This is a genomic window from Herbiconiux sp. (assembly GCF_004297105.1).
Taxonomy (GTDB): domain Bacteria; phylum Actinomycetota; class Actinomycetes; order Actinomycetales; family Microbacteriaceae; genus Herbiconiux.
Genome location: NZ_SCVE01000007.1, coordinates 220,011 through 232,540, shown reverse-complemented (window position 1 = coordinate 232,540; position 12,530 = coordinate 220,011). Strand labels below are relative to the sequence as shown.

Sequence of the window (12,530 nt, the reverse complement as noted above, 5' to 3'; positions counted from 1 at the left end):
TGATGGTCCTTTCGCGGTGATGAGAGGTGTCAGTTCGTGTGCGCCGAGTACCACGCCGCGATATCGGCGATGGCCTGGTCGGCCTCGGGGAGGTTGCCCGCCTGCAGCGGGAAGACGTGCTGCATGCCCTGAGCGGCCTGGAAGGTGACGTCGACACCGGCGGAGCGGGCGAGAGCATCCAGCCGCTGGGCGTCGTGGAAGAGCGACTCGTGCGCCGACGCCACGATGAAGAGAGGCGGGAAGCCGGTGAAGTCGGCGTAGAGCGGGTTCACGAGAGGGTCGGTGGGCGAGGCGCCACCGGAGAGATACCGGTCGATGTTGCCCTGCAGCCCCTCCCGGGCGATCAGGAAGTCGGTGTCGTCATTGGTCTCGATCGTCTCGCCGGTGTTCTCCATGTCGAGCCACGGCGAGAGGGTGATCACCTGGCCGGGCATCGGCCGCCCGGTGTCCCGCAGCCGCAGGGTGGTCGCGATCGCGATGCTGGCGCCTGCGCTGTCACCCACGAACCCGATGTCGGCGGCGGAGCGGCCGTCGGCGAGAAGGGCCTCGAACACCGCCGTGGCATCGTCGAGCTGGGCGGGGTACGGATGCTCCGGCGCCAGCCGGAAATCGACCACGAAAGCCGACACCCCACAGGCTTTGGCGATGTGCCCTGCCATCTTGCGGTGGCTCGCAGCCGACCCGAGGGCGAAGCCGCCGCCATGGAGGAACAGCAGGATCCTCGACTCGTCGGCGCCGATCGGATGCACCGCGATGCCGGGCACACCGCCGATCGCGGTGCTGGCGTAGGTCACGTCCTCCGGCTCCGTCGTGGCGCGCTGCCAGTCCTCGAAGACCCAGCGCAGAACGGGAAGCGACATCTCGGGGGCGGCCAGGAACTCGACGGTCCACTGTGCGTAGATCTCGCCGAGAAGGTCGGTCGGCTTGTTCGTCGACATTGAACTCTCTCCTCATCGTCGGGGATGACACCAAGGATGACCGCGGGGAATGGCCGCTTGAACGCTTGTCGCAAAATGACGCACCCGTGTCTCAGGGTGATGCGACAGGGCGCATCCGGGGGAACACAGACTTCTAGACACGCAGCTCAACGAAGAGAAACGAGGAACTCCCCATGTTCACCAAGAAGGCATCGCTCCTGGCGATCGGCACGGTGGCGGTACTCGCCCTGGCCGGTTGTTCCACGGGTTCGCTCTCCTCCGGCGGAGGTGACGCCGACTCGACGGCCGCCGCCACCGACTCCGCCGTCACCGTCGGCACCGTCGGCGTGCAGGGCGACATCCAGGACATCTCCAACTTCTGCGGCGACAAGGACATCACGGTCGCCCTCGCCGACGGGTTCGGCGGCAACTCCTGGCGCAAGATCACCCGCGCGATCTTCGAGGAGGAGGCCGCGAAGTGCCCCAACATCACGAAGGTGCTCTACACGGACGCCCAGGGCGACACCCAGAAGGCCATCAGCGACATCAACTCGCTCGTCGCCCAGGGGGTCGACGTGATCGTCACCTTCGTGGATGGCGGTGAGGCGCTGCTGCCCACCATCCAGAAGGCCACCGAGGCCGGCGTCAAGGTCGTTCCCTACGTCGGATCGCCCGGCGGCACGCCCGGCGTCGACTACGTCGACTTCGTGTCGGAGGACATCAACACCTACGGCAAGAACCTCGCCGAGTGGACCATCGAGAAGATGGGCGGCACCGGCAACCTCGTGATGCTCGGCGGCATCGCCGGCAACTCGTACTCGCAGGCGGTCTACGACGGCGTGCTCGAGGCCGTGAAGGCGAACCCCGGCATCACGCTGCTGAACGAGGACGGTCCCGTCGCCACCGACTGGGAGCCCGGCAAGACACAGCAGGTCGTCGCGGGCCTCATCACCAAGTACGGCGACATCAACGGCATCGTGGCCGACTACGGCGGAGGCTCGGTGGGCGGTATCCGCGCCTTCGAGGCCGCCGGCAAGCCGCTCCCCGTCTGGTCGGCGAACGACTCGAACGAGTTCGCCTGCCTCTGGTACCAGTACAAGGACGCGCAGCCGACCTACCAGATCGCCACGGAGTCGTCGCGCAACTGGGTCGTGGCCGCCGCCCTGCACAAGGGTCTCGCCGCCGCGAACGGCCTGCCGAACGACGAGCCCTCGACCTACAACCTCGAGATCATCGAGGACTCGACCGACCCGAACCTGCAGCCCAAGTGCGAGGCCGACCTCCCGCCGGACGCCATCCTCTCCTCGGGGCTCAGCGTCGACTCACTGAAGCAGCTGTTCCAGTGAACCGACTCGACGGCAAGGTCGCGATCGTGACCGGGGCAGGGCGGGGAATCGGCCGCTCGATCGCCGAGGTCTTCGCCGAGGAAGGCGCCACGGTGATCGCCACCGGCCGTGGCGCCTCCCCCGCCCCCTTCCCGGAGGGCGTCGAGTACCACCAGCTCGACGTCTCCGATGAGAAGGGCTGGGCGGAGGTCGTCGCCGACGTCATCGCGCGGCACGGTCACGTCGACGTGCTCGCCAACAACGCGGGCATCATCGCCTACGAGACGCTGCACGACCTGACACTCGACGACTGGAACCGCGTGGTCGCCGTGAATCAGACCGGCACCTGGCTCGGCATGCGCGAGGTCATCCCGCACATGATCGCTCAGGGCGGCGGCTCGATCATCAACATCTCGTCGATCTGGGGCTCGGTCGCCGTGGCCGGCGCCCACGCCTACCACGCCACCAAGGGTGCGGTGCGCAACATGTCGAAGAGCGCCGCCATCACCTACGCGAAAGAGAACGTGCGGGTGAACTCGGTGCACCCCGGCTTCATCGAGACGCCGTTGACGGATGCGCAAGCACCCGAGATCAACGAGTACGTGGTGTCGATGACGCCGATGGGCCGGGCCGGCACGCCGCGCGAGATCGCGAACGGACTCGTGTTCCTCGCCTCCGACGAGGCGAGCTTCGTGACCGGATCCGAGCTCGTGATCGACGGCGGCTACCTCGCCCAATGAGACACCCCGCCCGCCGAGACATCTCCGGCTGACACGAAAGAAGCGAAATCGATGACGAATTCCGACATCTACGATGTCGCGCTCGCCACCCAGCCCGAGCCGGCGGGGCCATCCGGCCCCGCCCGGTTCGGGCCGGCGGTACTGAGGCTCGATGGCATCGTCAAGACCTTCCCGGGCGTGCGCGCCCTCACCGACGTCACCCTCGAGGTGCTGTCGGGAGAGGTGCACGCGCTCGTGGGCGAGAACGGCGCCGGCAAGTCGACCCTGATGGCCGTGGCATCCGGAGCTCTCGCTCCGAACGAGGGCACGGTCGAGATCGGGGGCACGGTGCTCGCGAGCGCCTCCCCCGAGGCGGCGCGCGAGCTCGGGCTCGGCATCGTGCGGCAGGACCCGGCGTTGCTGCCCGACCTCACCGTGGCCGAGAACATGGCCGTGGGTGTGGGCTACAAGCGCGTCGGCGGCCTCGGCCGGGCCGTCGCCTGGTCGCAGAAGCAGCTCGATCCGTGGCAGATGGGCATCGATGCCAAGACCCGCGTGGCGGATCTCTCGGTGGAGCAGCGCTTCATCGTGGAGATCGCGAAGGCCCTGGCGCTCGAACCACGGGTGCTCATCCTCGACGAGCCCACCGAGCACCTCTCGCTCGAAGAGGTTCAGAAGCTCTTCCGCACGGTGCGCTCCCTTGCGGCGGGCGGCACGGCGATCGTGTACATCTCCCACCGCATCCCCGAGGTGAAGCAGATCGCCGACCGCATCACGGTGCTGCGCGACGGCCAGGTGCGAGGCACCTTCGAGGCCTCGGAGGTCGACGAGCAGCAGATCGTGGAGCGCGTCATCGGCCGCAAGCTCGAGACGGTGTTCCCGGAGAAGGGCGGCGTCTCGGGCGCCATCGGCGCGGCCGACCAGCTCGCCGTGCGCTCCCTCTCCGGCGACGAGTTCCACGACATCTCCTTCGCGGTGAAGGCGGGTGAGATCGTCGGGCTCGCCGGAGTGCAGGGCAACGGGCAGGCAGCGCTCATCCGTTCCCTCGCGGGCCTTGAGCCCACCACCGGAACGATCGAGGTGGCTGGTCGCGCCCTCTCGAACGGCTCGAACGCCGCGGCGGCCGGGGCGGGCGTCGTGTACGTGCCGGCCGACCGGCACGGCGAGGGCGTGTTCCTGCCGCTCTCCGTCGGCGACAACATCTCGTCGAAGACGCTCTCGCAGGTCTCGACGGCCGGCCTGGTGAGCGAGCGGCGCGTGCTGGCCGTGGCTGCCGAGCAGATCAAGCGGCTCGCCATCAAGACGCCCTCGGCCCGCACCCCCATCCAGTCGCTCTCCGGAGGCAACCAGCAGAAGGCGGTTCTCGCCCGCACCCTGCTCTCGGAGCCGACGGTGCTGCTCGCCGAGGAGCCGACGCAGGGGGTGGATGCCGGCGCCCGCGTCGACATCTACCGCATCCTGCGCGATGCGGCGGACGCCGGGGCCGCCGTCGTCATCCTCTCGTCCGACGGGGTCGAACTCGAGGGTCTCTGCGATCGCGTGCTCATCATGTCGCGCGGCTCGGTGGTGCAGGAACTGACGGGTGACGAGGTCTCCGAAGCCGCGATCGCCCGCGCCGCCCTCACCTCGACCACGGTGCGTGCGAGAACGGATGCCGACACCTCGGCCCGCGGCGTGAAGCTGCGGCGGTTCCTGCGCGGCGACCAGTCGCCCGCCGCCGTGCTCGGGGCCATCTTCCTCGTGCTCGGCATCGTGGTGGCGGCCACGAACCCCGCGTACCTCGGCGCCTTCAACATCAACAATCTGCTCTTCATGGCCGCCCCGCTGCTGTTCGTCGGCGCGGCTCAGCAGGTGGTGGTGCTCGGCTCGGGCTTCGACCTCTCGGTGGGCCCCTTGATGGGGCTCCTCGTGGTGCTCGCCTCCTATTGGATCGTCGACGGGGGCAACCTCTACGTGGGCGTCGCCCTCATGGTGGCGGGAGCCATCGGCACCGGGGTGATCAACGGCTTCCTGGTGACGAGGTTCGCCATCAATCCCGTGGTGGTGACCCTGGCGATGTACATGGCGCTGCAGGGCATCTATCTGACCCTCCGGTCGACACCGGGCGGCATCATCTTCGGCGATGTCGCCGACCAGATCCAGGCGCGCGTCGGGATCGTGCCGGTCGTCACCATCCTCGCGGTGGCCGTGCTGCTCTTCCTCGAGTTCGCGCTGCGGCGCACCCGCTGGGGCGTCGAGCTGCGCGGGGTGGGTTCGCGCGTGGATGCGGCGGCCCGACTGGGCATCAAGGTGAAGCGCACCCGGTTCTTCTCCTACGTGCTCTGCTCCTTCCTGGTGCTGCCGGCGGCCGTGATCATGATGGCGCAGATCGGTATCGGCGACGGACGGCCCTCGCTCTCCTACACACTGTCGTCGGTCACCGTCGTCGTGCTGGCGGGAGCCTCCATCTTCGGCGGCCGCGGCTCGTTCATCGGCATCCTCGCCGCCGCGTTCCTGGTGCAGCAGGTGCTCAATGTGTCGCCCTTCCTCGGGCTGTCGCAGGCGTGGTCGTACTGGCTGCCCGGACTCATCACGCTGGCCGCGGCCGTGCTCTACGCACAGCTGCGGCGCTCCCGGCGGCGACGCCGAGCGGCCGCCCCCATCGCTCAGGTTCCGCCCGCACCGACCTCGCCCGCACGCACGTCGTCCGCACAGAACGGGAGCGCAGCATGACCGCCACCCTCGACCGACCCGCACCCGCCCCCTCGGGCGCGCCGGCCCCCAAGCCGATCGGCGCCGCCGAATCGGCGTGGCGCCGGATGCTCTCCGGAAGCTGGGTGGGCATCACGGTCGCCACCGTGCTGCTCTTCGCCCTGTCGCCCGTCATCGCCCCCGGCAGCCTCGGCACCGCACCGCTGCTCAGCATGCTCCCGTTCGCCTCCGTGCTCGCCATCGTGGCGGCCGGGCAGACGCTCGTGGTGCAGCAGCGCGGTCTCGACCTCTCGGTACCCGGCATGATCGCCCTCGCCGCCGTGCTCTCCACGGGTCTCCCCCAGAACTACGGATGGCCGCTCTGGGCGGCGGTGATCGCCGGCATCGTGGGCCCGGGGATCGTGGGGCTCGTGAACGGCGTGCTCGTGACGTTCTTCCGGGTGATGCCCCTCGTGGTGACGCTCGGGATGAACGCCGTGCTGCTCGGCACCGTGTTCTTCATCGCCGACGGCACGCCATCCGGAGCCACCGCGGAGCTCAACGGCTTCGCGCTCGACCGCACCCTCGGCATCCCGAACACCCTGCTCATCGCGATCGTGATCGTGGTGATCGCGGGGCTCGTGACGCAGCGCTCCATCATCGGCCGTCGGCTCACCGCCGTCGGCGTGAGCGAGCGGGCCGCCGCCGCCCTCGGGGTGCGGGTCAACGCCTATCAGATGTTCGCCTACGCCTTCGCGGGTCTCTGCTACGGGGCGGGAGGTGTGCTGCTGGCGGGCTACACGAAGACCCCGGCACTGTTCCTCGGCGACTCCTACCTGCTGCCCTCCGTGGCCGCTGTCGTGCTCGGTGGCACCGCGCTCACCGGGGGGATCGCGAGCGTGGTCTCCACGGGCATCGCGGCGCTCTTCCTGACCCAGCTCGGCCAGCTGCTGCGCTCGGTGGGCTGGCAGGACGCGCTGCAGCTGATCGCGCAGTCGGTGGTGCTGATCGCCGTGGTGCTCGTGCGGGAGCTCGTTCCGGCCTTCCTCCGGAGACGAGCATCCCGGCGGCAATCGGCCGAGTGATCAGGGGGCGGATGTCGGGCAGATGAGCGGCCCGGCATCCGCTGGCGCGGTGCTGAGCACGCAGGCCGAGGGCACGACGGTCTGCGCGAGCACAGCCCACCCGACACACGCGGCGAGCACCACGAGGGTCACCACGATCATGGCCCGGAGGGCGGCACGCTCCCGCCACATCTCACACCATCCCGAAGCGCTCGGAGTGGATGACGTCGTGGTGCACTCCGAGATCGGCGAGGGTGCGCTCCACCTCGTCCATCATCGCGTCGGGACCGCAGATGCAGAACGAGGAGCCCTCGGCGGCCAGAGGCAGACGCGCCCGCACGAACGCGGCATCGATGTGGCCCTTCGGCCCCTGCCACTCGGCCGACGGCCGCGAGAGCAGGTGCACCACCGACAGGTCGAGACGCTGTTCGAGCGCCTCGAGTTGCGACCGCCCGGCGATGCTGCGCTCGTCTCGGTTGCCGAGCCACAACTCGCAGCGCCTCGTGTCGCCCCGGTCGGCGAGGGTCTCGAGCATGCTCAGCAGCGGCGTCACGCCCACTCCGGTGCCGACGAAGACGATCGGGCCGGCCGGTGGCAGCACGAAGGCGCCGAACGGCCCGTCGACGTACACGGTGTCGCCCGGCACGAGCTCGGCGATGTCGCGACTGAAGTTCTCGTGCGCCTTGATGGAGAAGCGGATGTGCTCGGGGTGCTCCGCGCTCGACGAGATCGAGAAGGGGTGGTAGGTCAGGGCGAAGGCCGACCGCCGGGCCTGCAGCCAGGCGAACTGCCCGGGCTCGAAGTGGAACGGGCGCCAGAGGCCGCCCGCCAGGTCGGCCGGGCCGGAGTGCGTGCCGGGCCGAACGGCATCCGCCGTCTGCTTCGGCCGGATGGTGATGGTGGTCACCGCGTCGATGTCGCGATCGATCGACTCCACCACCCACGGCCTCCGCCTCCGCAGCACCGGTTTCAGCAGCCGCACCCAGACGCCCAGCCCCACGAACGCCGCGCTGAGCACGATCCACAGGGCCTGCTCCCACCACTCCCGCACGTAGTAGCCCACGAGCAGCACATGCGCGAGCGCCGTCACCACCACCGCCAGCGCGAGCACGGCGTGCGTGATCTGCCACGCCTCGTAGCTCACTCGCAGCCGCCGCCGGAACACCGAGAGCACGATGATGGCGAGCAGCAGTGCGCACGACGCCACGGCGAACTTGGCTCTCATGGGCGACGTGAACACGTCGAGCAACCCCAGGAACCGGGTGTCGACCACGAAGAGGATGATCGGATGCGCGAACACCAGCAGGGTGGCGAGGTAGGCCATCTGCCGGTGGAAACCCAGCACGAGGTCCATGCCCACCGGATGCACCACTACGAACGAGCGCGCCACCATCACGAACTGCAGCCCGAACATGGCGAGCCCCACGAAACCGAAGGCCACCGAGAGGTTGATCCAGAACCCGCGCCCCGGATCGAGCCGGATGAGCGCCAGCGGCAACGGCAGCACCACGAGCAGCGTGTAGAGCGCGACCCAGATCGCGAATGCGGCACGACTGCGCCGCCGCACGAATCGATCGATTCCGGCCACTTCACCTCACCCTGACGCGCGGATCCGAGCCGCCGATGTGGATGAGTGTAGCCGGAGTCGCCGCCTCAGGCGGTGAGGCGGTAGGCCTTCATCTTGCGGTACACCGTGGCCCGGGAGAGCCCGAGGATCTCGGCCGCCTTCGACCGGTTGCCATCCGCCTCCGCGAGCGCCTTGCGGATGGCCTCGAGCTCGACACGCTCGATCATCGAGAGCACGCGGGCGCCCTGCATCGATGCCGGCAGGTCGGCCGCCTGCACGCCTCCGCGTTTGCCGCTCAGGGTCAGCTGCTCGATGAGCCCGCGGAGCGCGGTGAGGTTGCCGGGCCACTGGTACGCGGTGAGCACGTCGAGGGCGTCGGCCCGCAGTTCGAGCCCTGCTCCGGGGGCGAGCTGGTCGGCGATCACGCGCCACAACGCGGCGAGGTCGGAGCTGCGCTCCCGCAGCGGGGGCACCCAGATCATCGAGACCCCGAGTCGTGCCGACAGCGTCTCGGCCTCGGAGCGGTCGTCGGCCGAGAGGGTGAGCAGCACGGGACCACGGCCGGATCCGCTCTCCAGCAGCGACTTCACCCCGTCGATCGTGTGCGGGTCGAGCGTCTCGATGCCCCGGATCACCACGGGTGCGGATGCCGCGAGCCGCTCGGCGAGGCGCTGCAGCCACTTGCGGCTGCCCAGCACGTGCCGCTCGGCCGCATCCGTGACGATGCGCTGGGTCATGGCGGTGCCCGCGCGGAACGGCAGACCGAGCGCCAGCGACGCCTTGCCGGATCCGTTCTCGCCCGCGATCACGAGGGGCTTGCGCAGCTCGCGGTGCCGCGCGACCTGGTGGGCCACCGTCAGCCATTCCGGCGAGCGCCCCACGAGCTGCGGCCGGGCGGGGCCGATGCTCGTGGTGGTGGCGCGGTGCTCCCTCTCGAGCACCGCGATCGAACCCGCACCGTCTTCGAGCGAGCTCACCCGCAGTTCCACCGTGCCGGTCGAGAGCTCGAGGGTGAACTGCCCCGTTCGGCCCTCGTCCATGCAGTGCTGCTGCATCAGATTGATGTCGGCCACGGTGAGCCGGCCGGCCTTCTGGCTCTGCATCACGAGGCCCTGCGGCCCGAAGGCCACCACGGGGCCGGTGTGCGACCGCGACGCCTCGAGGAAGGAGTTGAAGATCACGCGGGCGACCGGCCGCTCGACATCGAGCACCTGCTGCTCGAGCTGCATGGTGACCGCGTTGATGAGAGGGCGCAGCAGCACACTGCGGTCCGAGATCTTGCTGGAGAGCGTCACCACGGCGAGGAGCTTGCCGGTGACCGGATGCCGCACGGGCGAGCCGGTGCACACGGCGCCACTGTAGAAGTCGGCGAAGTGCTCGACACCCGAGATCTGCACGCTCTTCCCGGTGGCCGCCACGGTGCCGACTCCGTTCGTGCCCACCACGTCTTCGGCGAGGATGGCGCCGCGCACCGTGCCGAGCCGGTCGAGGTGGTCGAGCGCGCTGTGGTCGTGCGACCAGCGCTGCAGGATGCGGCCCTGCGAGTCGGCGAGCAGCAGCCCCATGCCGGTTCCGTCGAGGTCGTCGGAGACCCGGGTGAGCGGCGCCTGGAACATGTCGAGGAGGTGCGCGTCGAGCAGGTCGCCGTCGACCCGGGGCACGTCGCGGATGTTGGCGGGCACGCCGATGGCCGCTCGGGATCGCTGCCATGACTTGAGCAGTTCGGGGTTGAGGGTCTTGGTGAGGTCGTCCGCGGCGAGGAAGTCGTCTTTGACCTTCTGCACGCGATTCGCGTCGAAATGGAGAGGCACGGTTTACTCCTGGGGTCTGTCCGCGCGCTCGAACGACGCGGGTTGCCTCGTCGTCGAGAACACAGGACCGGTTGGGTGCGTGCACGCCGGGTGAGCGGAACGTAACGTCATCATCACGGCTCCTCGGGTGCAGGTCAAGTAACGGTTAGATCGCGATCTCGACGGCGTCGGTCTCGCTGCGCTGCAGGCGCTTGTTGTACTCCAGAACGGCGAGTTCGCCGGCCAGTTGGATGTGCTGCTCGCAGTGCCGGCGGGCGCTGTCGGGGTCGCGCACCGCGGCCGCCTGGTGCACGATGAGCCGGAGTTCCTCCATCGACAGCGCCACCCGGTGCTCGTCGAGGAAGGCGTAGCGGCGGAACAGCCCGATGCGGGTGTGCACGCCGCGCAGATTGCTCGCGAGCACGGGATTGCCGGCGCCATCGAGCAGGCGGTCGTAGAACTCCGCCTTGCTCTGCTCGCGCGTCTCCACCGTTCCGTGCAGGTAGCTGGTCTCCATCCGCTCGAGGAGTGCGATCAGACCGGCGGCCTGCTCGTCGTCGGCGTTGCGGGCGAACAGCTCGCCGGCGAGCCCTTCCAGAACTCGACGCACCTCGTAGAGCGATTGGATGTCGTGCTTCGTGAGCACCGTCACGATCGGGCCGCGCCCGGGCAGCATGGTGATGAGCCGCTCGCTCTCGAGCTGCCGGAGGGCCTCGCGCACGACCGTGCGCGAGACGCCGTAGCTCTCGCAGAGCGCGTTCTCGAGCAGTCGCTCGCCCGGCGAGAGCAGCCCGTCGAGGATGTCGTCGCGCAGATTCTGCACCACCTGCTGCCGCAACGGGGCGGCGTGGCGCTCGATCTTGGTGGGGGGCATCCGTCGCCCTTTCTCAATTTGACTCATCGTGCCCGTGCGGGGTGATTGCATCGTACCGTAATACGAGAATACCCGAAGGGACGGATTCAATGACGATTCTCAGCAGCGAGACCGACGAGGCGACGACTGCCGCGACGGTGACCCTCCGAGGCCACACCATCCCGGTCGGCCTCTACATCGCCGGGCAGTGGCGGCCCGTCTCCACCACGTTCGACGTGGTGAACCCGGCGACCGGCGGCGTGATCGCTCAGCTGGCCGACGGCACCGATGCCGACGCCCTCGCCGCGCTCGATGCGGCCGCCGCGGCGCAGGATGCCTGGGGTCACGTCGCCCCGCGCGACCGCGCCGACCTCTTCCACCGCGCGCACCGCCTGCTGCTCGACCGCGCCGATGCCATCGTCGAGACGATGACCCTCGAGAGCGGCAAGCCGCTCGCCGAGGCCCGGGGCGAGTTCCAGCTCTCCGCCGACTTCTTCCTCTGGTACGCCGAGCAGGTGGCCCACCTCCACGGCACCTACGCCGAGGGCTCGCGGGGCGGCTACCGGGTGATCACCACGCATCAGCCCGTCGGCCCTTCGCTGCTCATCACGCCGTGGAACTTCCCGCTGCTCATGATCGCGCGCAAAGCAGGAGCGGCCCTCGGTGCCGGCTGCACCATCGTGGTGAAGTCGGCCAAGGAGACGCCGCTCACCTGCGCCCTGTTCGTCGAGACCCTGCACGACGCGGGCTTCCCCCCGGGCGTCGTGAACCTCGTGCACACCACTCACTCGGCGGATGTCTCCGCCGCGGTCATGGCCGATCCGCGCCTGCGCAAGGTGAGCTTCACCGGCTCCACGGGCGTGGGCAGCACCCTGTTGAAGCAGGCGGCACCCGGCATCGTGAACGCGTCGATGGAACTCGGCGGCGACGGCCCCTTCGTGGTGCTCGACGATGCCGACGTCGAACTGGCCGCCCAGCAGGCCATCCTCTGCAAGTTCCGCAACGCGGGCCAGGCCTGCGTGGCCGCGAACCGCATCATCGTGCACTCCGCGGTCGCGGAGGAGTTCACCCGGCGCTTCGTCGAGCTCGCGAAGAACCTGCGCGTGGGCGACGGCTTCTCCGAGGGCGTCGATGTCGGCCCGATCATCTCCGCCGCCCAGCGCGACGGGGTGGCGCGGCTCGTGGCCGAGCTCGGCTCGATCGACTCCGAGCTGCTCACGGGGGGATCCCCGGTGGAGGGCGAAGGCTACTTCTTCGAACCCACCGTCTTCGCGATCAACGACCGCGACAACGACGTCTGCAACCGCGAGCTCTTCGCTCCGATCGCCACCATCTACACGGTCGACTCCACACGCGAGGCGATCGAGGTGGCGAACGACACGAGCTACGGCCTCGCCGCCTACGTGTTCACCCGCGACCTCTCGCGCGCCATCGCGGTGAGCGAGCGGCTCGACTCGGGCATGGTGGGTATCAACCGCGGCATCATGGCCGACCCGGCCGCCTCCTTCGGCGGTGTCAAGTCGTCGGGGCTCGGCCGCGAGGGCGGGCACCACGCCATCCACGAGTTCCTCGAACCGAAATACCTCGCCATCACCGTCGATGAGAGCAAAGGACTGGAATAGAGC

At 69.3% G+C, this 12,530-nt stretch carries 10 protein-coding genes; 5 read left to right on the top strand and 5 right to left on the bottom strand.

Features of this window, described 5'->3' with window-relative positions; genetic code table 11:
* Nucleotides 1-29: 29 nt before the first annotated feature.
* On the bottom strand, nt 30-938 hold the full coding sequence (locus EPO52_RS04315; protein ID WP_290802469.1) for an alpha/beta hydrolase: 909 nt from the start codon (nt 936-938) through the stop codon (nt 30-32).
* A 173-nt stretch (nt 939-1,111) separates the two neighbouring features.
* Here EPO52_RS04315 and EPO52_RS04310 point away from each other — a divergent pair, with 173 nt between their 5' ends.
* Genes EPO52_RS04310 through EPO52_RS04295 form a run of 4 tightly spaced genes read left to right on the top strand, consistent with a single transcriptional unit; the run spans nt 1,112 to nt 6,716 of the window.
* Nucleotides 1,112-2,263 (top strand): substrate-binding domain-containing protein, encoded by a 1,152-nt coding sequence (locus EPO52_RS04310; protein WP_290802466.1) that lies wholly within the window; start codon nt 1,112-1,114, stop codon nt 2,261-2,263.
* Nucleotides 2,260-2,982 carry a glucose 1-dehydrogenase gene (locus EPO52_RS04305; RefSeq protein ID WP_290802463.1) on the top strand — a complete coding sequence of 241 codons (723 nt, stop codon included), beginning with the start codon at nt 2,260-2,262 and terminating at the stop codon, nt 2,980-2,982. The genes EPO52_RS04310 and EPO52_RS04305 overlap by 4 nt, the downstream gene beginning before the upstream one ends.
* Before the next feature lie 51 nt (nt 2,983-3,033).
* Nucleotides 3,034-5,673 (top strand): ATP-binding cassette domain-containing protein, encoded by a 2,640-nt coding sequence (locus tag EPO52_RS04300; RefSeq protein WP_290802461.1) that lies wholly within the window; start codon nt 3,034-3,036, stop codon nt 5,671-5,673.
* On the top strand, nt 5,670-6,716 hold the full coding sequence (locus EPO52_RS04295) for an ABC transporter permease (RefSeq protein WP_290802458.1): 1,047 nt from the start codon (nt 5,670-5,672) through the stop codon (nt 6,714-6,716). Before EPO52_RS04300 ends, EPO52_RS04295 begins: the two co-directional genes overlap by 4 nt.
* Here the strand turns inward: EPO52_RS04295 and EPO52_RS04290 are convergent, their stop codons facing one another.
* The 4 genes from EPO52_RS04290 to EPO52_RS04275 form a co-directional block, all read right to left on the bottom strand.
* Nucleotides 6,717-6,887 carry a hypothetical protein gene (locus EPO52_RS04290; protein ID WP_290802455.1) on the bottom strand — a complete coding sequence of 57 codons (171 nt, stop codon included), beginning with the start codon at nt 6,885-6,887 and terminating at the stop codon, nt 6,717-6,719. It abuts the gene before it with no gap.
* Between the two features lies 1 nt (nt 6,888).
* A complete protein-coding gene (locus EPO52_RS04285) occupies nt 6,889-8,283 on the bottom strand; it encodes a ferric reductase-like transmembrane domain-containing protein (RefSeq protein WP_290802452.1) in 1,395 nt (464 codons plus the stop codon).
* Between the two features lie 65 nt (nt 8,284-8,348).
* Complete coding sequence (locus EPO52_RS04280; protein WP_290802450.1) at nt 8,349-10,073, bottom strand: helix-turn-helix domain-containing protein; 1,725 nt, start codon at nt 10,071-10,073, stop codon at nt 8,349-8,351.
* Nucleotides 10,074-10,218: 145 nt separating this feature from the next.
* Nucleotides 10,219-10,926: a GntR family transcriptional regulator gene (locus tag EPO52_RS04275; RefSeq protein WP_290802447.1), complete on the bottom strand. Its 708-nt coding sequence runs from the start codon at nt 10,924-10,926 to the stop codon at nt 10,219-10,221.
* A gap of 89 nt (nt 10,927-11,015) precedes the next feature.
* Here EPO52_RS04275 and EPO52_RS04270 point away from each other — a divergent pair, with 89 nt between their 5' ends.
* Nucleotides 11,016-12,527, top strand: coding sequence for an NAD-dependent succinate-semialdehyde dehydrogenase (locus EPO52_RS04270; RefSeq protein ID WP_290802444.1), 1,512 nt, complete (start codon nt 11,016-11,018; stop codon nt 12,525-12,527).
* Nucleotides 12,528-12,530 lie beyond the last annotated feature (3 nt).